Origin of the sequence: Solwaraspora sp. WMMA2101 (genome assembly GCF_049179175.1) — a bacterium.
Taxonomy (GTDB): domain Bacteria; phylum Actinomycetota; class Actinomycetes; order Mycobacteriales; family Micromonosporaceae; genus Micromonospora_E.
In genome coordinates this window covers 70,534-92,876 of the sequence record NZ_JBMHMA010000006.1, presented here as the reverse complement: position 1 = coordinate 92,876, position 22,343 = coordinate 70,534, and the positions used below count along the sequence as shown (strand labels likewise).

The 22,343-nt window shown below is 72.4% G+C and carries 20 protein-coding genes; 15 read left to right on the top strand and 5 right to left on the bottom strand.

What is annotated here, in order from left to right; translation table 11 throughout:
• Nucleotides 1-29: 29 nt before the first annotated feature.
• Both ACN28F_RS00955 and ACN28F_RS00950 read right to left on the bottom strand, forming a co-directional pair.
• On the bottom strand, nucleotides 30-776 hold the full coding sequence (locus ACN28F_RS00955) for an SAM-dependent methyltransferase (protein ID WP_289206264.1): 747 nt from the start codon (nucleotides 774-776) through the stop codon (nucleotides 30-32).
• Nucleotides 777-805: 29 nt separating this feature from the next.
• Nucleotides 806-1,549 carry an HAD family hydrolase gene (locus ACN28F_RS00950; RefSeq protein ID WP_353850577.1) on the bottom strand — a complete coding sequence of 248 codons (744 nt, stop codon included), beginning with the start codon at nucleotides 1,547-1,549 and terminating at the stop codon, nucleotides 806-808.
• 133 nt (nucleotides 1,550-1,682) lie between these two features.
• Between ACN28F_RS00950 and ACN28F_RS00945 the strand changes: the two genes are divergently transcribed.
• Both ACN28F_RS00945 and ACN28F_RS00940 read left to right on the top strand, forming a co-directional pair.
• Nucleotides 1,683-4,463 carry a DEAD/DEAH box helicase gene (locus ACN28F_RS00945; protein WP_421356822.1) on the top strand — a complete coding sequence of 927 codons (2,781 nt, stop codon included), beginning with the start codon at nucleotides 1,683-1,685 and terminating at the stop codon, nucleotides 4,461-4,463.
• Nucleotides 4,464-4,644: 181 nt separating this feature from the next.
• Complete coding sequence (locus tag ACN28F_RS00940; protein WP_289206262.1) at nucleotides 4,645-5,544, top strand: MHYT domain-containing protein; 900 nt, start codon at nucleotides 4,645-4,647, stop codon at nucleotides 5,542-5,544.
• Here the strand turns inward: ACN28F_RS00940 and ACN28F_RS00935 are convergent.
• Entirely contained in the window at nucleotides 5,515-6,522 is a 1,008-nt protein-coding gene (locus tag ACN28F_RS00935; protein WP_421356821.1) for a 5'-3' exonuclease, read from the bottom strand. The two genes, ACN28F_RS00940 and ACN28F_RS00935, sit on opposite strands and share 30 nt — an antisense overlap.
• Nucleotides 6,523-6,604: 82 nt before the next feature.
• Between ACN28F_RS00935 and ACN28F_RS00930 the strand changes: the two genes are divergently transcribed.
• The 4 genes from ACN28F_RS00930 (at nucleotide 6,605) to ACN28F_RS00915 (ending at nucleotide 9,882) form a co-directional block, all read left to right on the top strand.
• Nucleotides 6,605-7,750: a DUF4037 domain-containing protein gene (locus tag ACN28F_RS00930; protein ID WP_421356820.1), complete on the top strand. Its 1,146-nt coding sequence runs from the start codon at nucleotides 6,605-6,607 to the stop codon at nucleotides 7,748-7,750.
• Between the two features lie 81 nt (nucleotides 7,751-7,831).
• On the top strand, nucleotides 7,832-8,974 hold the full coding sequence (locus tag ACN28F_RS00925) for an acyl-CoA dehydrogenase family protein (RefSeq protein ID WP_421356819.1): 1,143 nt from the start codon (nucleotides 7,832-7,834) through the stop codon (nucleotides 8,972-8,974).
• A gap of 75 nt (nucleotides 8,975-9,049) precedes the next feature.
• Nucleotides 9,050-9,493, top strand: coding sequence for an Lrp/AsnC family transcriptional regulator (locus tag ACN28F_RS00920; RefSeq protein WP_289206258.1), 444 nt, complete (start codon nucleotides 9,050-9,052; stop codon nucleotides 9,491-9,493).
• A 194-nt stretch (nucleotides 9,494-9,687) separates the two neighbouring features.
• Nucleotides 9,688-9,882: a CsbD family protein gene (locus ACN28F_RS00915; protein WP_289206257.1), complete on the top strand. Its 195-nt coding sequence runs from the start codon at nucleotides 9,688-9,690 to the stop codon at nucleotides 9,880-9,882.
• Between the two features lie 85 nt (nucleotides 9,883-9,967).
• On the opposite strand, the gene ACN28F_RS00910 is transcribed toward ACN28F_RS00915, so the two are convergent.
• Nucleotides 9,968-11,350, bottom strand: coding sequence for a KamA family radical SAM protein (locus ACN28F_RS00910; protein WP_289206256.1), 1,383 nt, complete (start codon nucleotides 11,348-11,350; stop codon nucleotides 9,968-9,970).
• Nucleotides 11,351-11,488: 138 nt separating this feature from the next.
• Here ACN28F_RS00910 and ACN28F_RS00905 point away from each other — a divergent pair, with 138 nt between their 5' ends.
• The 9 genes from ACN28F_RS00905 to ACN28F_RS00865 all read left to right on the top strand — a co-directional run bounded on the left by ACN28F_RS00905 (nucleotide 11,489) and on the right by ACN28F_RS00865 (nucleotide 21,845).
• Complete coding sequence (locus ACN28F_RS00905; protein WP_289206255.1) at nucleotides 11,489-12,538, top strand: zinc-binding alcohol dehydrogenase; 1,050 nt, start codon at nucleotides 11,489-11,491, stop codon at nucleotides 12,536-12,538.
• Between the two features lie 5 nt (nucleotides 12,539-12,543).
• A complete protein-coding gene (locus tag ACN28F_RS00900) occupies nucleotides 12,544-14,187 on the top strand; it encodes an amidohydrolase (protein ID WP_421356818.1) in 1,644 nt (547 codons plus the stop codon).
• On the top strand, nucleotides 14,184-15,776 hold the full coding sequence (locus ACN28F_RS00895) for a lysine 5,6-aminomutase subunit alpha (protein WP_421356817.1): 1,593 nt from the start codon (nucleotides 14,184-14,186) through the stop codon (nucleotides 15,774-15,776). Before ACN28F_RS00900 ends, ACN28F_RS00895 begins: the two co-directional genes overlap by 4 nt.
• A complete protein-coding gene (locus tag ACN28F_RS00890; protein WP_421361198.1) occupies nucleotides 15,760-16,518 on the top strand; it encodes an OAM dimerization domain-containing protein in 759 nt (252 codons plus the stop codon). The genes ACN28F_RS00895 and ACN28F_RS00890 overlap by 17 nt, the downstream gene beginning before the upstream one ends.
• On the top strand, nucleotides 16,515-16,913 hold the full coding sequence (locus tag ACN28F_RS00885) for a hotdog domain-containing protein (protein WP_289206252.1): 399 nt from the start codon (nucleotides 16,515-16,517) through the stop codon (nucleotides 16,911-16,913). Before ACN28F_RS00890 ends, ACN28F_RS00885 begins: the two co-directional genes overlap by 4 nt.
• On the top strand, nucleotides 16,910-18,343 hold the full coding sequence (locus ACN28F_RS00880) for a glutamate mutase L (RefSeq protein WP_289206251.1): 1,434 nt from the start codon (nucleotides 16,910-16,912) through the stop codon (nucleotides 18,341-18,343). The genes ACN28F_RS00885 and ACN28F_RS00880 overlap by 4 nt, the downstream gene beginning before the upstream one ends.
• Before the next feature lie 499 nt (nucleotides 18,344-18,842).
• Nucleotides 18,843-20,453 carry an apolipoprotein N-acyltransferase gene (lnt, locus tag ACN28F_RS00875; protein WP_421361196.1) on the top strand — a complete coding sequence of 537 codons (1,611 nt, stop codon included), beginning with the start codon at nucleotides 18,843-18,845 and terminating at the stop codon, nucleotides 20,451-20,453.
• Nucleotides 20,450-21,265 (top strand): polyprenol monophosphomannose synthase, encoded by an 816-nt coding sequence (locus ACN28F_RS00870; protein ID WP_289206250.1) that lies wholly within the window; start codon nucleotides 20,450-20,452, stop codon nucleotides 21,263-21,265. Before lnt ends, ACN28F_RS00870 begins: the two co-directional genes overlap by 4 nt.
• 58 nt (nucleotides 21,266-21,323) lie before the next feature.
• Nucleotides 21,324-21,845: an FxsA family protein gene (locus ACN28F_RS00865; protein WP_289206249.1), complete on the top strand. Its 522-nt coding sequence runs from the start codon at nucleotides 21,324-21,326 to the stop codon at nucleotides 21,843-21,845.
• 87 nt (nucleotides 21,846-21,932) lie between these two features.
• On the opposite strand, the gene ACN28F_RS00860 is transcribed toward ACN28F_RS00865, so the two are convergent.
• Nucleotides 21,933-22,274, bottom strand: coding sequence for an RNA polymerase-binding protein RbpA (locus ACN28F_RS00860; RefSeq protein WP_289206248.1), 342 nt, complete (start codon nucleotides 22,272-22,274; stop codon nucleotides 21,933-21,935).
• Nucleotides 22,275-22,343 lie beyond the last annotated feature (69 nt).

Here is a 22,343-nt window from a genome sequence, read left to right as displayed (position 1 = left end):
TCCTGTGCTGACCACCCTAATCGGCGCGATCAGCGTCGCATCAGGGCGAAGACACCCCAGCCGAGGTACTCCCGGGTGGCGCGCACGTAGCGGGCAGGTTCGGTGGCGAGTTCCTGCCGTACGTCGTCGGCCAGGTCGTCGTCCGGGTTGCGGTCGAGCCAGCGGCGCATGGTGAGCCACTGGGCGGCGGCGTACCGGTCCCAGCTGTCCTGGTCGGCGAGCATCATCTCGACGACGTCGTAGCCGAGTTCCTGGAACTGTTCGAGCAGCTCCGGCAGTGGCCGGAAATCGGCGATGGCACCTGCGTGGCAGTCCGTCGCGGTCTGCTCGTCCGGCGGGGTGCGTCGCCAGTACGGCTCGCCGATCAGCATCAGGCCTGCCGGGCGCAGGCTGCGGCCGAGCAGCTCGGCCGTTCCGGCGACGCCGCCGCCGATCCAGGTGGCGCCGACGCAGGCGGCCAGATCGACCGGGTGGTCCGCGACGTGGCCGGCGGCGTCGCCGTGCACGAACTCGACCCGGTCGGTGACGCCGAGTTCGACGGCCCGGGCGCGGGCCTGTGCGGTGAAGACCGTGCTGATGTCCACCCCGGTGCCGGTGATGCCGTGATCGCGCGCCCAGGTGCACAACATCTCGCCTGAGCCGCTGGCCAGGTCGAGCACCCGGGTCCCGGGGGTGAGGCGGAGCGCGTCGCCCAGCGTTGCCAACTTGGCCGCCGTCAGCGGGTTGTGGATCCGGTGGCCGCTCTCGCGGATGGTGAAGATGCGGGGCAGGTCCATGACCTGGTTCCTTTCCGCCACGTCGGGGGTCAGCCGGCCGGTCCGCCGGTGGCCAGGTCCAGCACCGCGGCTAGCCCGTTGGCGCGTCCGGCCTCGGCGGCCGGCAGCACCAGCGCGGCGCAGCCGGCCCGGACGGCTCCGGCGTCGGCCGGGGTGTCACCGACCATCAGCGTGCGTTCCGGGTCGGCCCGCAGCATCCCGCAGGCGCGGTGGAAGATCGCCGGGTCGGGTTTGCAGCGGCCGACCTCGTAGGAGAGCGCCCAGGCGTCGATGAGGTCGGCGAGTCCCCAGGCGGCGAAATGGGGCCGGATGTCGAAGCCGATGTTGCTCACCACGGCCACCGGTACCCCGGCGGCGTGCAGCGCCCGCAGGGTGGCGGCGGTGTCGGCGTACGGCAGCCAGCCGTCGGCGACGAGCAACCGCTCGTAGAGCGCCTCGGCGAGTCCGTCGACGCCGCTGTCGACGGTGGCGGCCAGCCCGGTGTAGGCGGCCCGGTGCGCGTGCGGGTACAGGTCCCGCTCGGCCCAGACCTCGGCCAGTTGCGGTGGGACCCGGGCCGGCAGCGGCCCGCCGGCGCGGCCGGCGGTCAGCAGCCGGTCGGCGAGTACGGTGGCCCGCCCCCGGTCGAGGTCGACGCCGCAGCTGGCGGCCCCCTGGGTGACCCACCGTACGGCGTCCTCGACCTGGGCGAGGGTGCCGTGGAAGTCGAACAGCACCGCCTCCACCGGCCGGCTGGGTGGCCGTCCGGGGACACCCACCGCCGGTTCGTGCACGGGTCCGGCGGGTACGTCGGCGAGGGGACTTTCGGGATGCTCCGGCACGCCTGCACCCTATCGAGCCGGGTCATCCGCCCTGCAGGTTGCCCTGAGCGGTACGTCGTCGGACGGCGGGGATTAATCTTGCGGTATGTCGAGCCCCGCCGAGCGGTACGCCGCAGCGCGCCGCCGGGCCGCGCAGGCCTCCTCCTTTCCCGCGCTCGGGGAGTTCGCCCTCGATCTCGGGTTCGACCTCGACGACTTCCAGCGGTCGGCCTGCCAGGCGCTGGAGCGTGGCAGCGGGGTGCTGGTCTGCGCGCCGACCGGTGCGGGCAAGACCGTGGTCGGCGAGTTCGCGGTCCATCTGGCCCTACGGGGCGGGTCGACCGGTGACGGGCACCGGCGCAAGTGTTTCTACACCACGCCGATCAAGGCGTTGTCGAACCAGAAGTACCACGACCTGGTGGACCGCCACGGCGCGGCGAACGTCGGGCTGCTCACCGGCGACAACGCGATCAACGGTGACGCGCCGGTGGTGGTGATGACCACCGAGGTGCTGCGCAACATGCTCTACGCAGCATCGGCCACTCTGGATGGTCTCGCGTACGTGGTGATGGACGAGGTCCACTACCTCGCCGACCGGTTCCGGGGCGCGGTCTGGGAGGAGGTGATCATCCACCTGCCGTCGTCGGTCACCCTGGTGTCGCTGTCGGCGACGGTGTCCAACGCCGAGGAGTTCGCCGACTGGCTGGTCACCGTGCGGGGTGAGACGGAGGTGGTGGTCAGCGAGCACCGTCCGGTGCCGCTGTGGCAGCACATGCTGGTCGGTCGACGGATGTTCGACCTGTTCCACGACGCGGACGCGGCCCGCAAACACGACGTACATCCGGAGCTGGTGCGCTACAGCCGGGAGATGCTGCGCCGGCTCGAGCTCGGCGACGGCCGCACCCACGGGCCGGGCTGGGGCCGCTCCGGTGGGCGTGGCCCGCGCTGGCGTCCGCCGGCCCGCGCCGACGTGATCGAGCGTCTCGACCGGGAAGGGCTGCTGCCGGCGATCGTGTTCGTGTTCAGCCGCGCCGGCTGTGACGCCGCGGTCGCCCAGTGCCTGGCGTCGGGGTTGCGGCTCACGACGCCCGACGAGCGGGTGGAGATCCGCCGGGTGGCGGAGTCGCGGCTGGCCGACCTGCCGGCCGAGGACCTGTCCGTGCTCGGCTACTGGGGGTGGCTCGACGGGTTGGAGCGGGGCCTGGCGGCCCACCACGCCGGGATGCTGCCGGCGTTCAAGGAGGTCGTCGAGGAGTTGTTCGTCCGGGGCCTGATCAAGGCGGTCTTCGCCACCGAGACGTTGGCGCTGGGTATCAACATGCCGGCCCGCTGCGTGGTGCTGGAGCGGCTGGTCAAGTTCAACGGTGAGGCCCACGTCGACCTGACCCCGGGCGAGTACACCCAGCTCACCGGGCGGGCCGGTCGGCGCGGTATCGACGTGGAGGGCCACGCCGTGGTGGTGTGGTCCCCCGAGGTCGACCCGCGGCACGTCGCCGGTCTGGCGTCGACGCGTACCTACCCGCTGCGATCGAGTTTCCGGCCGTCGTACAACATGGCGGTCAACCTGGTCGGCTCGGTCGGCGCGGACGCCGCCCGCGAGCTGCTGGAGTCGTCGTTCGCCCAGTTCCAGGCGGACCGGTCGGTGGTCGGCCTGGCCCGCCAGGTGCAGCGCAACACCGAGACCATCGAGGCGTACGGCGTCGAGGTCAGCTGTGACCTTGGTGACTTCGACGAGTACTTCGACCTGCGGGTGGCGATCGCCGACCGGGAACGGGAGTTGGCCCGCCGCAGCCAGCAGCAGCGGCGGGCGGCGGCGGCGGACTCGCTGCAGCGGTTGCGGGTCGGTGACGTCATCCGGGTGCCGTCGGGCCGTCGCGCCGGCCTGGCGGTGGTCCTGGATCCCGACACGGGCGGGTTCGGCGAGCCACGTCCGCTGGTGCTGACCCAGGACCGGTGGGCCGGCCGGGTGGCGGCCAGCGACTTCACCGTGCCGGCCGAGGTGTTGACCCGGATCCGCGTACCGAAGCACTTCAACCACCGGTCCCCGGCGGCTCGCCGGGACCTGGCGTCGGCGGTCGCCGGCACCGGCCTGCACCGCCACGGCGGTCGGCGGCGGGGCCGGGGCGGCGACGACGGGGCCGACGACCGGGTCGTGCAGCTGCGGGCCGAGCTGCGCCGGCATCCGTGCCACGGCTGCCCGGACCGGGAGGAACACGCCCGGTGGGCGGAGCGGCGGCGTCGCCTGGCCAGAGACACCGACGAGCTGCGTGACCGGGTGGCGGGCCGGACCGGGTCGCTGACCCGTACCTTCGACCGGGTCTGCGGGTTGCTCACCGCGCGTGGCTACCTCAGCGCCGACGGTACGGTCAGCGACGCGGGCCGGATGCTCGGCCGGATCTGGGCCGAGACCGACCTGCTGGTCGCGGAGTGCCTGCGCCGGGGCGTCTGGGACGGCCTGGCACCGGCGGAGCTGGCCGCGGCCGTGTCGGTGCTGGTGTACGAGGCCCGTCGGGACACCGACGAGCGGGCGGCCCTGCCCCGAGGGCCGGTGACGGCGGCGATCGAGGCGACCGCGGCGATCTGGGCGCAGTTGGAGGCGGACGAGGCCGCCGCCGGGCTGGAATCGACCCGCGAGCCGGATCTCGGTTTCGTCTGGCCGGTGTACCGCTGGGCGCGCGGTGAGCCGCTGGCGAAGGTGCTCGCCAGTGGGGACAGCCTGGACGGGGAGATGCCTGCGGGCGACTTCGTACGCTGGGCCCGGCAGGTGGCGGACCTGCTCGGGCAGCTCGCCCAGGCGCACGGCGCGTCACCCCAGCTGACCAGGACCGCCGCGCAGGCGGTGGCCGCGCTGCAACGCGGGGTGCTGGCGTTCAACACGGTCAACTGACCCTCCGTCGACAGGCCGATCGCCGTACGTGGCAGGATGGGCCGGCGGTCCGCGTCGGAACGTCACGATGTCGACACGGACCCTCGAAACAACGATCGTGCGCTTGCGGAGAGCCTTTTGGCTGCTCAGGATCGTCTGCGGGGAAGCACAGCCCGGTGAGCAGGGCCATGAAGGGGCGGACGTGGCAGAGATCAACCATTTCGAGTACGGCTTCATCACGCCGACACTGAGCTACGCGCTGTCGGTGCTCGGTTCGTTTCTGGGTCTGATCTGCGCGGTGCGGGTCCGTGAGTCGAACACCCCGGGTCGCCGGGCCTGGTGGCTGGTGCTCGCGGCGTTCGCGATCGGCGGCACCGCGATCTGGACCATGCACTTCATGGCGATGCTCGGCTTCAGCGTGGCCGGCACCCAGATCCGCTACGACATCGCGATCACCATCGCCAGCGCGGTGATCGCCATCGCCGCCGTCGGGCTCGGGTTGTTCCTCGTCGGTTTCGGCCGTCCGTCACTGGTGAAGATCCTTTCCGGCGGGGTCCTCACCGGCCTCGGGGTGGCGGCGATGCACTACACCGGAATGGCCGCGATGCGACTCAACGGCGACATCGGCTACGACGCCGGTCGGGTCGCGTTGTCCGTGGTGATCGCGGTGGTCGCCGCGACCGTGGCGTTGTGGCTGGCGGTCACGGTCCGTCGGCCGCTGGCGATGACCGGCTCCGCGCTGCTGATGGGCGTGGCGGTCAACGGCATGCACTTCACCGGAATGACCGCCATGTCGGTGCACCTGCACGAGCCGACCGGGCTGCTCAGCGGCGCCACCGCCGCGACCCTGCTGGTCCCCATCGGCGTCGCGGTGCTGCTGGTGGTGATCGGCCTGGTGTACGCGGTGCTGTCCGCGCCCACCGAGGAGGACCGGGCTGCGGCCGCCTACCTGGACGCGCGGATCGCGCAGCGGCGCAGCGCGCCGCCGCCGGCACCGGCGCGACCCACCGGCTTCACCCCGCTGCGCAGCGGATCCGCCGCCGGCACCGGTGACCGGGACTCCTCCAGCGGCTCAGGCGGATTCAACGGGTTCCAGGCCTGACCGCCGTGGCGACGGAGCCTCGGCGGTAGCCGGCCCGAGCGTCATCGCGTCGACCAGCCGCCGGCAGGATCCGGCGAGGTTCCACCGGGCCGCCAACGCCATCAGACGGTCCGGGTCCGCCGGCGCGGCGGGTAGCCGTACCGGCGGTGCCGGCACGTCGACGTCGCGGGCGACCCGGACCACCGTCGGCGCGACCGCCAGGTACTCCCGGGCGTCGGCCAGTCGCCGCCGCAGACCGGGGGCGAAGCCGGCGGCGGGATCGTCGAGCGCGGCGAGCATCCCGGCGAGGTCGCCGTAGCGTTCCAGCAGCCGGGCCGCGGTCTTGGCCCCGACGCCGGGCACCCCCGGCAGCCCGTCACTGGGGTCGCCACGCAGCGCCGCGAAGTCGGCGTACGCGTCGGCCGGCACGCCGAACCGGTCCCGCACGGCCGCGTCGTCGCAGTCCTCCAGCCTGGCCACCCCTCGGCCGACGTAGAGCAGCCGGACCGGGTGGTCGTCGTCGACCAGTTGGAACAGGTCCCGGTCACCGGAGACCACCTCGACCGGGCCACGGTGGTGGGTGGCCAGGGTGCCGAGCACGTCGTCGGCCTCGTAGCCGGCCACGCCGACGGCCGGTACGCCGAGTGCCGCCAGCACCTCCAGAAGCACCGGTACCTGCGGGGCGAGGGTGTCCGGGACGATCTCACCGCCGGCGGGCGCCACCCGGTGGGCCTTGTACGTCGCCAGCAGCTCGACCCGCCAGGCCGGTCGCCAGTCGTGGTCGAGCGCGCAGATGAGCTGCCCCGGTCGGCGGCGGGTGACCAGCGAGGTGAGCATGTCGAGAAAGCCGCGCACCGCGTTGACCGGCTCACCGGCGTCGGTGCGGGCGGCGGCCTCGGGCACCCCGAAGTAGGCCCGGAAGTACAGGCTGGGCGCGTCGACCGCCAGCAGGGAGTCGTGTCGGGTCACGTGGTCCAGCCTCGCACACGCCACCGACACCGCTGAGCGCCCGCACCCACCATGCGGGCCGGACCCACCGGTTGGCCGGTCACGTCCGGCTCCGGTACGGCAGGCTGCGAACATGAGCTTCCTGCCTGGTCTGGAGCTGAGCCGGCGGTTCCACCACGACGTGGTGGAACCGGTGCTCACCACCCGGTTTCCGGGGCTGAGCTACGCCGCGGCGCGCGTCGACAACGGTTCGGAGCTGTTCGGATTCGACACGGTCCGGTCCCGCGACCACGACTGGGGTCCACGGCTGCAGATCCTCCTGCACGACGCCGGCCCCGACCTGGTCGACCGGGTGCGCGACGAGGTCGGTGCCGCCCTGCCGGAGACCTACCTGGGCTTTCCGACCCGGTTCACCCCGGACGCGTCCCGCAGCCTCGGGGTGCCGACGCTGAACGGGACCCGGCACGGGGTGACGGTGACCCGGATCGGCGACTGGTGCCGACGGGCACTGGGCTTCGACCCACTGTCCGGGGTGGCGCTGCTGGACTGGCTCGCGGTCCCGACCCAGCGGCTGGCGGAGTTCACCGGCGGGGACGTGTTTCACGACGGGCTGCCGGTGGGGCCGTCGGCACCGGGCGGTGACCGTGGCGGCGGTGGGCTGTGTGCCCGACGGGACCGGTTGGCCTGGTACCCGGACGACGTGTGGCGTTACGTCCTGGCGGCCGGCTGGTCGCGGGTCGCCGGCGAGGAGCCGTTCGTCGGTCGGTGCGGTGAGGTGGGCGACGAGATCGGCGGCGCGGTGGTGGCCGCCCGGTTGATCCGTGACCTGATGCGGCTGGCGTTGCTGGTCGGGCAGCGCTATCCGCCGTACGGCAAATGGTTGGGCACGGCGTTCGCCCGCCTGCCCGACGTCGATGGCCTGGCGGGGGTGTTGTCGGTGGCGGCGACGACGGACAGCTGGCAGGTCCGTACCGGGCAGCTGTGCCGGGCGTACGAGTTGCTGGCGGCGCGGACCAACGCCCTGGGGCTGGCCGACCCGGTGGAGCCGACCGTACGTCCGTTCCACGACCGGCCGTTCCTGGTGCTCGACGCCGGTCGGTTCGTCCGGGCGTTGCGCGCGGCGATCGGCGACGCCCGGCTGCGTGCGCTGCCGGCGCTGGGCGGGGTGGACCAGTTCGTCGACCATACCGGGCTGTTGACCGACGTGGCGTGGACCCGGCCGCTGGTGGCGACCGCGCTCGGTCTGCACTCGTCCGTCCCGCTACCAAACGAACGTTAAGCTTGCAGGGTGTCGTCGCGGCACCGCCGACCACCACCGTGGTCGGCGTCGGACCCGCTCACCACCCAGGAGCGCCCTGAGATGACCGTCGAACGGATCCTGCCCTCCCCGGAGGCGTACGACCTGATCGAGTTGACCACCGAGATCGCCGACCGGGAGCTGGCCGGTCGGGTAGACGACTTCGAGTCGCGCGGCGAGTTTCCCCGCGAGGTGCTCCGGACCTTGGGCCGCGCGGGCCTGCTGGGGCTGCCGTTTGCCGAGGCCGACGGTGGCGGTGGCCAGCCGTACGAGGTCTACCTGCAGGTGCTGGAGGTGCTGGCGAGCCGGTGGCTGGCCGTCGCCGAGGCGGTGAGCGTGCACACCCTGTCCTGCGGTCCGGTCGCCGAGTTCGGCAGCGAACGCCAGCGCAAGGCGTTGCCCGAGATGCTCGGCGGGGACCTGCTCGGTGCGTACTGCCTCAGCGAGCCGCAGGGCGGCTCGGACGCGGCGGCGTTGACCACCCGGGCGGTCCGCGACGGTGCCGACTACGTGGTGTCCGGGACGAAGGCGTGGATCACCCACGCCGCGGTGGCCGACTTCTACAACGTCTTCTGCCGGACCGGTGGTCCGGGAGCGGGCGGGATCTCCTGCCTGCTGGTTCCCGCCGGTACGCCGGGGATGGCCGCGCAGCCGGCGGAGCGGACCATGGGCCTGCGTTCGTCGCCGGTGGCGCAGTTGGTCTTCGACGACGCCCGGGTGTCGACCGACCAGGTGGTGGGCGAGCCCGGCCAGGGCTTCACGGTGGCGATGTCGGCGCTGGCGGGCGGCCGATTGGGGATCGCGGCCTGTGCCGTGGGCCTGGCCCAGGCGGCGCTGGACCACGCGGTCGGCTACGCCCGTGCGCGGGAGCAGTTCGGTCGCCGCATCATCGATCTGCAGGGCCTCGGGTTTCTGCTCGCCGACATGGCGACCCAGGTGTCGGCGGCGCGGGCGTTGACCCTGGCCGCCGCCCGGTTGCGCGACGCCGGTCGACCGTACGCGGTCGAGTCGGCGAAGGCGAAGCTGTTCGCCACGGACGTCGCGATGCGGGTCACCGTCGACGCGGTTCAGGTGCTCGGCGGGTACGGCTACGTCAGCGACCACCCGGTGGAGCGCTATCTGCGGGAGGCGAAGGTGCTGCAGATCGTGGAGGGCACGAACCAGATCCAACGGGTGGTGATCTCCCGCGCCCTCGCCCGGGACTGAGACCTGCGCGGGGGAGTCCGCTCGACGCGGGTATCGGCCTCGCGCGCACCGGGCGGCGGCGGTAGGTTTGCCGCCGTGGAGGAGACCGATCGCGCCATTGTCACCGCGTTGACCACTGACGGCCGGGTGTCGTACACCGACCTCGCCGAGCGGGTGGGTCTGTCGGTGTCGGCGGTCCATCAGCGGGTCCGGCGCCTGGAGCAGCGGGGCGTCGTCAAGGGGTACGCGGCGCGGGTGTCCTACGAGGCGGTGGGTCTGCCGCTGAGTGCGTTCGTGGCGATCCGGCCGCTCGATCCGTCGCAGCCTGACGACGCCCCGGAGCGGTTGTCGCACCTGGCCGAGATCGACTCGTGCTACTCGGTGGCGGGGGAGGACTTCTACCTGCTGCTGGTGCGGGTGGGTAGCCCGGCGGAGCTGGAACGGTTGCTGCAGGAGATCCGGACCGCGGCCAACGTGACGACCCGGACCACCGTGGTGCTGTCCACGCCGTACGAGGCCCGTCCGCCCCGGCTGACCTGACCGGCAGGTACGCATCCGGCATCGGGCCGGCGGTCACTGTGCCGATCCCCAACAACCTATCATCCTAGGATGCCTGAGAAGGCGTGCCAACCGGCACACCCTCACGACACTCGTTTGGGCAGCACTGAGCGGGGGAACTCAGGAAGCACAGGCGGAGTACCGGCCGACCCGATGCACCTGAAGGAGTGACCACCATGAGCATGACCGACAAGGCGCGCAACAAGGCCGAGGAGCTCAAGGGACAGGCGAAGGAGCGCTACGGCGCGGCCACGGACAACGAGCAGATGCGGGCCGAAGGTGCGGCGGAGGCGAGTAAGGCGCGCACCAAGCAGGCCGGCGAGCACGCCAAGGACGCTGGGCGCAACGTGAAGGACGCGTTCGGTGCCTGAGTAGGCGCGTCGATATCGAATCGGCCGGGCGGCCCCGTGACGGGGCCGCCCGGCCGATTCCGTGCCAGGCCTTCGTCCGGCGGTCTCAGGCCTGGTTCCGCTGCCGGCGCCACCACCGCTGGCCGGACTCCGGCAGCGTGTCGATCGGGTCGTAGTAGGGGTAGCGGCGGTCGAGGGCGTCGTCGGTGTCGCCGTCGAGCGACGTGCGGTAGTTCTTCGTCCAGTAGGAGATGCCGTGTTCCCGGTCGTACTCGGTGTGCATGTGCACCCACCGTTTGCCGACGAGGGGGACGTCGCAGACGATCCGCGGGGTGGCATAGCCGGGCAGGTAGCCCATGATGTCGTGCTGCAGTTGCTGGGCGGCGGCGACCGGGACCCGCCAGTGTTCGGCGTTGGGGATCATGTCGCACAGGTAGAAGTAGTAGGGCAGGATGCCGGCTTCGCCCTGCAACCCGAAGCAGAGGTCGAGCAGGGAGTCGGGGTCGGCGTTGACACCGCGCATCAGCACACCCTGGTTGCGGACGTCGCGGATGCCGACGTCGAGGGCGGTCTGCGCGGCGCGGGCGACCAGTGGGGTGAGCGACTGGGCATGGTTGACGTGGGTGTGGATGGCCAGATTGACGCCGCGGCTGGCCGCGGTCCGGGCGACCCGTTCCAGGCCGGCCACGACGTCGGGTTGCAGCCAGTGCTGTGGTAGCCCCATCAACGCCTTGGTGGCCAGCCGGATGTCGCGGACGGTGTCGATGTCGAGCAGGCCCTGCAGGTAGCTCTCGAGGTGTCGCCAGGGCAGGTTCGCCACGTCGCCGCCGGACACGACGACGTCGCGTACCTGCGGGTGGGTACGCAGGTAGTCGAGTTGGGCCTGGTAGCGGGCGGCGGGCCGCAGGGTGAGCCGGAGTTTGTCGACGGTGGGGGTGGAGTTGCCGACGAGGTCCATCCGGGTGCAGTGCCCGCAGTACTGCGGGCAGGTGGCGAGGAGTTCGGCGAGGACCTTGGTGGGGTAGCGGTGGGTGAGGCCCTCGGCGACCCACATGTCGTGTTCGTGCAGCGAGTCGCGGCTGGCGTACGGGTGGGACGGCCAGTCGGTGCGGCGGTCGCTGGCCAGCGGGAGCATGTAGCGGCGGACGGGGTCGGCGCGCAGCGAGTCGGTGTCGGGGGTCCGGTCGGGGACCATCGTGTTGATCATCTGTGGGGTGATGAGCATCGACATCGTGGCGTTGCCGGTCTGGTCGGCGGCGAGGTCGGCGTAGAAGCTGTCGTCGGCCAGGTCGTCGAGGACGGCGCGTAGCTGGGCGACGGTCTTGACGCAGTGGGCCCGCTGCCACTGGGCGGAGTGCCACTCGTCGGTCGTGACGTGCCGCCATCCGGGCAGCCGGGTCCAGTCGGGTTCGACGAGGGGGCGTCGGCGGTAGGCGTACGGCTGGTGCGGGGTGGCCGAGGTGGTCGCGGCCGAGATGGGTTGCGGCATGTGTGCTCCTGCGGGCCGACCTCGAAGGCATCTGGATATCTTTTCGCTGGACCACTATTCTGCCGGAAGACTTCCCGTCTTGTCAGGTCCAGGTTGAGGTTCTTGACGGCAGGCGGGTCTGCTGCGAGGGAGGGTGCGGTGTCGTCGCCGGTCGGTCTGCATCGGGTACGCGAGCCGGTCGGCGCGTTGCCGCAGGCGGCCTGGCGGTTGGACACCGATCCCCGGATCGCCGACGACGAGATCCGGATCCGGGTGGAGCGGCTCAACCTCGACGCGGCGAGCTTCCGCCAACTGCGCGAGGCGCACGGCGGTGACGGCGCGGCGGTGCGTGCCGAGGTCGCGGGGATCATCGCGCGGCGGGGGAAGATGCACAACCCGGTGACCGGCTCCGGTGGGATGCTGATCGGCACGGTCGACGCGGTCGGTCCCCGGTCGAGCGCCGGTGTGCGGGTGGGGCAGCGGGTGGCCAGCCTGGTCTCGTTGACGTTGACGCCGTTGGTGGTCACCGACGGGCTGGCGGGTTGGGACGGTACCGGGGAGCAGGTGCCGTGTACGGGCCACGCGATCCTGTTCGGCCGTACCGTGGTGGCTCCGCTGCCGGCTGATCTGCCGGACCGGTTGGCGTTGGCGGTGTTCGACGTGTGTGGTGCGCCGGCGTTGACCGACCGGGTGGTCCGCCGGCAGGTGCCGGCGGACCCACGCGCGGGGCTGTCGGTGGCGGTGCTGGGGGCGGCGGGCAAGAGTGGCTGCCTGGCGGTGGCGGCGGCGCGGCGGGCGGGTGCCGCCCGTACGGTCGGGGTGGTGCCGACCGGGGCGGAGCGTGACCGGCTGGCGGCGACCGGTCTGGCGTCGGCGGTGGTGGTGGCGGACGCGCGGGATCCGGTGGCGGTGTCGGCCGCCGTGCGCGAGGTTCTGGGCGGCGGGGCCGATGTGACGGTGGTCTGTGTCGACGTCCCCGGTTGTGAGCACGGGGCGGTGCTGGCGACCGCCGATGGTGGGACGGTGGTGTTCTTCTCGATGGCGACGAGCTTCGCGGCGGCGGCGTTGGGTGCCGAGGGGCTGGCAGCGGATGTGACGATGCTGGTCGGTAACGGGTTCGTGCCGGGTCATGCGGAGTTCGCGGTGGGGCTGCTGCGTGCCGAGCCGGGGGTTCGGGCGTTGTTCGAGGCCCGGCTGGCGGCAGACTGATCGTCATGACGAATCCTGCGATGGTGTCCGGTGCCGATCTGCCTGCGGTGCTGTACCGGGGTGGCCGGTTGTACTGTCCGGCGCAGCCGGGGGCGACGGCGTTGCTGGTGCGCGACGGCCGGATCGCCTGGCTGGGGGTGGATGCGGACGCGCCCCGGGCCGATGTGGTGGTGGAGCTGGACCGGGCGGTGGTGACGCCGGCGTTCGTGGACGCCCATGTGCATGTGACGGACACCGGTCTGGTGTCGGGCGGGCTGGACCTGTCGGCGGTGCGGTCGCCGCAGGAGCTGCTGGACCGGGTGGCGGGGTTCGCGGCGGGGCTGCCGGGTGACGCGGTGGTGCTGGGGCACGGGTGGGACGAGTCGACGTGGGAGCGGGCGGTGCCGCCGGACGCGGGGCAGTTGTCGAGTGCGGCTGGTGGTCGGCGGGTGTATCTGTCGCAGGCGTCGATGCATTCGGCGTTGGTGTCGCAGGCGCTGCTGGCGGCGGTGCCGCCGGCGCCGACGACCGAGGCGGACGGGCCGGTGGCGGGCGGGGTGTCGAGTTGGGTGCGGGCGGATGCGCATCATGCGGTGCGGGCGGTGGCGTTCGGTGCGTTGGGGGCGGTGCAGCGGGCGGGCGCACAGCGGGCGGCGTTGGAGTCGGCGGCGCGGGCGGGGATCGCGGCGGTGCACGAGTGTGGTGGTCCGGTGATCTCGTCGGAGGCGGATTTCGCCGGTGTGTTGGCGATGTCGGGGGACGGGCTGCCGGAGGTGTACGGCTACTGGGGCGAGTTGATGGGGGCGGCGCGGGCGCGGGAGCTGGGTGCGGTGGGTGCGGGGGGTGATCTGTTCGTCGATGGTGCGTTCGGTTCGGGTACGGCGTACGTGTCGCGGCCGTATGTGGACCGGGACGGTTGTGGCCGGTGTTTCCTGACGGCGGATCAGGTGGCGGCGCATCTGGTGGAGTGCGTCCGGTCGGGGGTGCAGGGCGGGTTCCACGCGATCGGTGACGCGGCGTTGTCGGCGGTGGCGGACGGGTTCGCGGCGGCGGCGCGTCAGGTCGGCGTGGAGCGGCTGCGGGCGGGTCGGCACCGGGTGGAGCATGTGGAGTTGCTGGATCGGCGGGTGGTGGCGGCGTTCGTGGAGTTCGGGGTGGTGGCGAGTGTGCAGCCGGCGTTCGACAGGTTGTGGGGTGGTGACGGGCAGATGTACGCGGCCCGGTTGGGGGCGGAGCGGGCGTTGGCGTCGAATCCGTTCGCGGTGCTGCACGGGGTGGGGGTGCCGTTGGCGTTCGGGTCGGATTCGCCGGTGACGCCGCTGGATCCGTGGGGTGCGGTGCGGGCGGCGGCGGCGCATTTCAATCCGGCGTCGCGGTTGGCGGTGCGGTCGGCGTTCGCGGCGCATACCCGGGGTGGGTGGCGGGCGTTGCCGCCGGGGGTGGTGGACGCGTCCCGGGAGGGGGTGTTGGCGTTGGGTGCGGCGGCGACGTTCGCGGTGTGGTCGGCTCCGGCGGGGGTGTCGCCGCAGGGGTTGCCGGTGGTGCTGGCGGACGATCCGGCGGTGTGGGGTCCGGCGGATCCGACGCCGTTGCCGAGGTGTCTGCGGACGGTGTCGCGGGGGCGGGAGATCTTCGTGGCGGCGGAGCAGGTCGCGGTGGGTGCGGGGTGAGCGGGGTGTTGGGCCTGGACCCGGTGGTGGTGGCGCGGGCACGGGAGTTGGCGGCGCGGGCGGGGGCGCCGGTGGTGGAGTTGGCGCGGAGCCGTACGACGGTGTCGGTGGAGCGGGCGGTGCTGCGGTTGATGGGGGTGGCCGGGGCGGACGCGGAGGGGATTCCGTGGGTGAACCGGTTGGTGGACGCGGTGGCGGACCAGGTGGGTTTGGGGTACGGGGTGGCGGTGCCGGTGTGTGACGCGGTGCTGCGGGGTGGAGGGTCGCGGGTGGACGGGGCGGCGTTGACCCGGTTGGCGCAGGAGGCGGCGTCGGGTGGGGCGCGGTTCGAGGTGCCCTCGGGTGCGGCGGCGCGGGCGGCGCGGCGGTGGGCGCGGTCTGCGGCGGCGGTCGGGGTGGGGCGGGTGGACGCGGCGCGGCGGGATCGGGAGCGGCTGGTGGCGCGGTGGGGTGATCCGCCGCGGCGGCCGTGGGTGTATCTGATCGTGGCGACGGGGGACATCCATGAGGATGTGCCGCAGGCGCAGGCGGCGGCGCGGGCCGGTGCGGATGTGATCGCGGTGATCCGGTCGACGGGGCAGTCGTTGTTGGACTATGTGCCGGAGGGGGCGACGCGGGAGGGGTTCGCGGGAACGTACGCGACGCAGGAGAATTTCCGGTTGATGCGGGCGGCGTTGGACGAGGTGTCGGCTGAGCTGGGCCGGTATGTGCGGTTGACGAATTACGCGTCGGGTCTGTGTATGCCGGAGATGGCGGCGTTGGCCGGTCTGGAACGGCTGGACATGATGTTGAACGATTCGATGTACGGGATTTTGTTCCGGGACATCAATCCGGTTCGGACGTTCGTGGATCAGCGGTTTTCGCGGCAGGTGCATGCGAGGGCGGGCATCATCATCAACACTGGTGAGGACAATTATCTGACGACGGCGGATGCGGTGGAGGCGGCGCATACGGTGACGGTGTCGCAGCTGCTGAACGAGTTCTTCGCCCGTGAGGCGGGGTTGGCGGACTGGCAGTTGGGGCTGGGGCACGCGTTCGAGATCGATCCGTCGGTGCCGGAGTCGTTCCGCTTGGAGCTGGCGCATGCGTTGTTGGCGCGGGAGTTGTTTCCGGATGCGCCGTTGAAGTGGATGCCGCCGACCCGGCACATGACCGGTGACGTGTTCCGGGGGAATCTGTTGAACGGGTTTTTCAATTTGGCGGGGGTGTTGACGGGGCAGGGGATTCTGCTGGTCGGCATGATGACGGAGGCGGTGGCGACGCCGTGGCTGAGTGACCGGGACATCGCGTTGCAGAACGTGCGGTACGTGCTGGGTGCGGCCGGGGGGTTGGCGGAGGATTTCGTTCCGGCGCCGGGTGGGTTCATTCAGCGGCGGGCCGGGCAGGTGCTGGGTGAGGCGGTGGAGTTGTTGGAGCGGATCGTCGACGGGTCGTTGTTGTCGGCGATCGCCGACGGCACGTTCGGGGTGATGCGTCGGCCGGTGGACGGCGGTAAGGGCCGTGACGGGGTCGTGGTGCAGGCCGACGGGTACGTCAATCCGGTGTCTGAGTTGTTGGCGGAGCCGGTGGGTGGTGGTGTCGGTGGCTGAGGTGGTGCGTCCGTACGGGGACACGACCGGTGACGGGATGGTGCAGGTGTCGTTCACGTTGCCGGTGCCGGCGGGTAAGCGGGCGGAGGGCGCGGCGGCGCAGTTGGCGCAGAAGATGGGGCTGGAGGCGGTGATGGTGGTGCACGCGGCGCCGGTCGGGGAGGGGTTCACGTTTTTCGTGGTGTACGGGCGGGTGCGTCATCTGGTGGATCTGTCGGCGGTGCGGGTGGTGGAGCGGGACTTTCCGTTGTTGGCGGCCAGGGAGGTCAACGCGGCGGTGCGGGGCGGGTTGGGGCGTCGGTTGTCGGTGGTGGGGGCGTGTATCGGTACGGACGCGCACACGGTCGGCATCGACGCGATTCTCAACGTGAAGGGGATCGCGGGGGAGAAGGGTCTGGAGTACTACCGGGAGTTCGCGGTGGTGAACATGGGGGCGCAGGTGTCGGTGGCCGAGTTGGTGGAGGAGGCGGTGCGGGTGGACGCGGACGCGGTCCTGGTTTCCCAGGTGGTGACGCAGCGCGATGCGCATTTGCACAATGTGCGGGAGTTGTCGGCGGCGGTGCGGGAGGCGGTGCCGGCGTCGCGGCGGCCGTTGCTGGTGGTCGGTGGTCCCCGGTTCGACGAGCTGATGGCGCGGGAGCTGGGGGTGGACCGGATCTTCGGTCGGGGTGCGACACCGCGTGAGGTGGCGAGTTATCTGGTGCACGCGGTGGTGGCGCGGGGGCGGGTGGCGGCGTCGTGAGCGCGGTGGTCGGGTTGTCGGTGACGCATCGGCGGTACGTGCCGTACGGGCATGCGCACTACGCGGGTGGTCTGGTCGACGGCGCATACGTGCTGGGTCTGTTCGGTGACGTGGCGACGGAGTTGTGTATCCGGGGTGACGGCGACGAGGGGTTGTTCGCGGGCTACGACGAGGTGCGGTTCGTGGCGCCGGTGCGGGCCGGGGACGTGGTGGAAGCGACCGGGACGGTGGTACGGGTGGGGGTCCGCAGCCGGTCGGTGCGGTTCGAATGCGCGGTGGTGTGTCGGGGGCGGCCTGACCTGTCGGTGTCGGCGGCGCGGGTGGTGGTGCCGCCGTTGGTGGCGGTGACGGCGTCGGGGACGGTGGTGGTGCCGGCGGCGGGTGGTGCCGGGTGAGCGTGGCGGTGTGTGCCGATGTCGGGTCGACGGTGACGAAGGTCGTGGTGGTCGACACGGCCGACGGGGCGTTGCTGGCGTCGGCGGCGCATCCGACGACGGTGGCCTCGGATGTGTGGGAGGGCCTCGCGGCGGCGGTGACGGCGGCGGAGGCGCGGGTGCCGGGCGGGGTGCGGGGTGCGCCGTGGCTGGTGTGTTCGTCGGCGGGTGGTGGGCTGCGGTTGGCGGTGGTGGGGTACGAGCCGTTGGTGACGGCGCGGGCGGGGGTCCGGGTGGGGTTGTCGGCGGGTGCGCGGGTGGTGCATGTGGCGGCGGGCCGGTTGGACGCGCCGGAGGTGGCGCGGCTGCGGGCGGCGGCACCGGATGTGGTGCTGCTGGTCGGCGGGACCGACGGCGGTGACGTGGAGGTGCTGCTGCACAACGCGGCGCGGTTGGCGTCGGCGGGGATGTCTTCGCCGGTGGTGGTGGCGGGCAACGTGCAGGGGCGGGCGGCGGCGGCCGCCGCGTTGCGGGCGGCGGGGGTGGCGGTGACGGTGGCGGACAACGTGCTTCCCCGGTTGGGGGTGTTGTCGCCGGCGGCGGCGCGGGCGGCGGTGCGGGAGGTGTTTCTGCGGCATGTGATCGGCGGTTCGGGGTTGTCGCGTGACGGCCGGTTCGCATCGAGGGTGCGGGCGGCGACGCCGGACGCGGTGGTGTCGGGGGTGGGGGTCCTCGCTGACCGGGTGGGGGGCGATGTGCTGGTGGTCGATGTGGGTGGGGCGACGACGGACGTGTATTCGGTGGTGGCGCCGGACGGTGAGCCGGCGGGTGCCGAGCCGGTGCCGACGCCGGAGGTGGCCGGCTGGTGGGGTCAGGCCCGCACAGTGGAGGGCGATCTGGGGGTGCGGGCGGGTGCGGCGGGTGTGGTGGCCGCGGCGGTGGCGGAGCGTCTGGTCGGTGATGAGGAGGCGGCCGTGTTGACGCCGTTGGCGGCGCGGCGGGTGGCGTGTCCGGGTCTGGTGCCGGTCGATGCGGCGGGTCGGGCGGTGGATCTGCGGCTGGTGGAGTTGGCGGCGGTGGTGGCGGTGCGTCGGCACGCGCGCGGGGGCGGGCAGGAGCCGGGCGGTGGTCGGGATCTGCGGCGGGTGCGGTGGCTGGTGGGTTCGGGTGGGGTGTTGCGGCACGCGGCGGGGGCCGACGCGGGTGGGGTGTTGCGGCGGCTGGTCGACGACCGGGGTGGCGGCTGGCTGGTGCCGCGGGCGGCGGTGCCGGTGGTCGACACGTCGTACGTGTTGGCGGCGGCGGGTCTGCTGGCGGGGGAGTTTCCGCAGGCGGCGGCGGGTCTGCTGGAGCGTCATGTGGTGGCGGTGCCGGGGGTGGCGGCCGGTGGTCGGCGGGGACACGCCGGTCGACACGCGGTAGGTGGTGGTCGATGCCCTGGGTCGGGTTGACAGCACGGGGGGTCTGGCGCGTACCGTCTTTGAGTCCTACCACGGGAAGCGGCTGATGTTCGCTTCGTTTCTTCGTCCGCTGGCCGAGCGACGTGTGTCGCAGTGCGGGTGGGCCACTTGTGGGTCAGCCACAGGTGGTGTCCGCATCGGCCAGGTCCAGTGGGCGAGGGTCGGCGAGGCGGCGCGGACCGGCCGCGACTTTCCGGTGTGTGGGCAGGTGGTCGTGCAGGGCCAGTAGACAACGGCCCGTCGGGGGCAGCCAGTTCCCGGTGGGTCGGTCCGAAGGTCACTGCACGGGTGTCCTGTCGCACCGGCGGGGGCCTGGGAGTGCGGGGCGCGGCCGACCGGCCGCGCCCCGATTCTTCGTGTGCGGACGGTACGCCGTTCGCGGTGGTCGCTTGCGTCGCCGCCGGGTCCGGGTTGCCGGTAGCCTTCGTCGGACGTATCGGAGAGGCCGCCGTGGGCGGTGGCCCGCGGCGCAGTGGGGCTCGACGTGGCGATGGTGGATGCGGTGGCGGTGCCGGTGCGGTCGGGTCCGTCGGTGTCGGCGGTGCCGGGTCGGGCGGTGCCGGTTCCGGTGGCGGTGGGGTTGGCGGTGGTCGCCGGGGTGGCGCTGCTGGTGGCGTTTCCGCCGTACGACCTGTGGTGGGCGGCGCCGGTGGGGGTGGCGGCGTTGGCGGTGGCGGTGCACCGTCGGCGGTGGTGGGCGGGCGCGGGTGTCGGTTTCCTCGCCGGGGTGGTGTTCTTCGCGCCGTTGCTGAGTTGGACGAATCTGCATACCGGGAGTTTGCCGTGGGTGCTGCTGTCGGGGCTGCAGGCCAGTTACCTGGCGGTGCTGGGGGCGGCGGCGGCGTTCGTGTCGCCGGTGGTGGACCGGCGGCGGCTGGTGGTGTGGCCGGTGGTGACGGGTGTGTTGTGGGTGGGGCAGGAGGCGTTGCGGGGTCGGACCCCGTTCGGTGGGTTTCCGTGGGGGCGGTTGGCGTTCAGTCAGAGTGATTCGCCGGCGTTGGCGTGGGCGGCGGTCGGTGGTGCGCCGTTGGTGACGTTCGTGGTGGCGGTGGCCGGTGGGGTGCTGGCGGCGGCGGTGTGGCGGCGGTGGCGGGTGGGCCGGTCGGCGCTGGTGGCCGCCGGTGGTGTGCTGGTCGCGGCGGGGGTGCTGCTGGTGGGGGCGGTGGTGCCGCTGGGTGGTGGTGCGGCGGGGTCGGTGACGGTGGCGATCGTGCAGGGCAACGTGCCGCGGATGGGGTTGGATTTCAACGCGCAGCGGCGGGCGGTGCTGGACAACCATGTGCAGGGCACGGTGCGGTTGGCGGAGCAGGTGCGGGCAGGGCAGGTGCCGGCGCCGGATCTGGTGGTGTGGCCGGAGAACGCCAGTGATGTGGATCCGATGCGGGACGCGCGGGCGGCGGCGAGTATCGACGAGGCGGCGGCGGCCGTCGGGGTGCCGATCGTGGTGGGTGCGTTGGCGTACGGGCCCGGTGAGGGGGAGGTGCGCAACGTGAGTCTGGTGTGGGAGCCGGGTTCGGGTTCCGGTGGCGTCGAGCAGGTGTACGTGAAGCGGCATCCGGTGCCGTTTGCCGAGTATGTCCCGTTTCGGCGGTTGGCGCGGATGGTCACTGATCAGGTGGATCTGGTCCGGGCGGATTTCGTTGCCGGTTCGGAGCCGGGCGTGCTGCGGGTGGGGCCGGTGACGGTCAGCGGCATCATCTGTTTCGAGGTGGCCTACGACGGGCTGGTCCGCGACACGGTGACCGGTGGGGCGCAGGTGTTGGCGGTGCAGACGAACAACGCGACGTTCAACGCCGCGGAGGCGGGTCAGCAGTTGGCGATGGTGCGGCTGCGGGCGGTGGAACACGGCCGGGCGGGGCTGATGGCCTCCACGGTTGGCGTATCGGCATTCGTCGATGACAATGGGCGGGTGTCGCAGGCGACGGAGTTCAACACCGCCGCCGTCGTGGTGAGTGAGTTGGATCTGGGCTCGACGCGTACTCTTGCGACTCGGACAGGTTTCTGGCCCGAGATGGTGCTGGTGGTGGCCGCTGGGGCGGTCGTGGTCGCGGCGGCGTGGCTGCGACGGCGCTCGGGCGGCGTGGATGCGGAGGCACGGTGAGCGAGGCGGTGTCGGCAGGCGATGGCCCGGAGGGCTACCCGGGTGTCGGTCGGGTGCTGGTGGTCATCCCCACCTACAACGAGGCGGACAACGTACGGCTCATCGTGGGGCGGGTCCGGGCTGCCGTGCCGCAGGTCGACGTCCTGATCGCCGACGACAACTCGCCGGACGGCACCGGCGCGGTCGCCGACGAGCTGGCCGCCGCCGACGGGCAGGTGTTCGTGCTGCACCGACCCGGCAAGCAGGGCCTGGGCGCGGCGTACGTCGCCGGGTTCAGCTGGGCGAAGGACCGTGGCTACGACGCGGTCGTGGAGATGGACGCCGACGGCTCGCACGCGCCGGAGCAGCTGCCGGCGCTGCTGGACGCGGCCGTGGGCGCCGACGTGGTCATCGGGTCGCGCTGGGTGCCGGGCGGTGAGGTGTTGAACTGGCCCCGGCACCGGTGGGTGGTGTCGCAGTGCGGCAACCTGTACACCCGGTTGGCGTTGGGGATGCCGGTGCGTGACGCGACCGGCGGGTACCGGGTGTACCGGCTGCCGGTCCTCGACAAGATCGACTACGGGAGTGTGTCGTCGCAGGGCTACTCGTTCCAGGTGGAGCTGACCTGGCGGGCGTACCGGGAGGGGTTCCGCATCGTCGAGGTGCCGATCACCTTCGCCGAGCGAGAGCAGGGTGCCAGCAAGATGAGCGCCGCGATCGTGCGGGAGGCGCTGTGGCGGGTCACGGTGTGGGGGCTGCGGGCCCGTCGTGACGCGGTCACCGGCGCGGGACGGCGTGACCGCGACGCGGCGTCGCCGGCGCGCTGGCCGTGACGGTACGGCGTGTCATGCTGGACGGGTGACGCCACACCGCACGTTCGCTGGAGGTGACATGCGTCGACGGGTGCGCTGGATTCCGCTGGCGCTGGTCGCCGGATTGATTCTGGAACTCGTCGTCTTCGTGTCGGTGGCCCGCCAGATCGGGTACGGCTGGGCGCTGCTGGTGGTGATCGCGGCGTCGATGGCGGGAATGGTGCTGCTGCGGCGGGAAGGTGTCCGCGCGTGGCGCAACTTCCGGGCGGCGGCGCAGGCCGGTCAGCCCCCTGGCGAGCAGGTCAGCGACGGTGTGCTCGGTCTTGTCGCCGGTCTGCTGCTGGCGACGCCCGGTCTGGTCAGCGGTGCCGCCGGCGCGGTGCTGGCGGTGCCGCCGGTGCGGCGGCTGGTGCGCCGCCGGGTCCAGGTCGCGGCGGAGCGGCGGATGTCGTCAGCGGCGGCCGGACAGGTTTTCGGCCCACGGCGGGTCCGGGTGTATCCGCCGTCGTCGACTGGTGGGCCGTCGCCGGCCGACCCGGGCACCGCCCAGCAGGCGGCGGACGGCCCGACGATCGAGGGCGAGATCGTGGATCCACGCTGATCGTGGTGTGAAACGGTGTGGGGCCCGTACGCGACGCGTACGGGCCCCACACCGTTGCTACAGCCGGACCGGGTGTTCGCCCCCGGGTCAGACACCGCCGCGACGGTTGCGGACCTCCTGCAGACGTTCAGCCAGGATGTCCTCGAGTTCGGCGATCGACCGGCGCTCCAGCAGCATGTCCCAGTGGGTACGCGGTGGCTTGGCCTTCTTCTGCTCCGGTTCGTTGCCGTCGACCAGCCGGGCGACGCTGCCGTCGAACTTGCATTCCCAGGTGACCGGGACTTCTGCGTCGACGGCGAACGGGACCTCGAACTGGTGCCCCTTGGCGCAGAGGTACTCGCGGGTCTGGCGCGGCGCGAGCTCCGTGTTGCGGTCGGACTCGTAGCTGACTGCTCCCAGACGGCTTCCGCGCAGCATGCGCTCGCCCATGATCGGCTATCCCCTCGGTCGTGGTGCTGGTCTTCAGGTGTAACGATGTGCGCGGGGCGGGCGATTCCC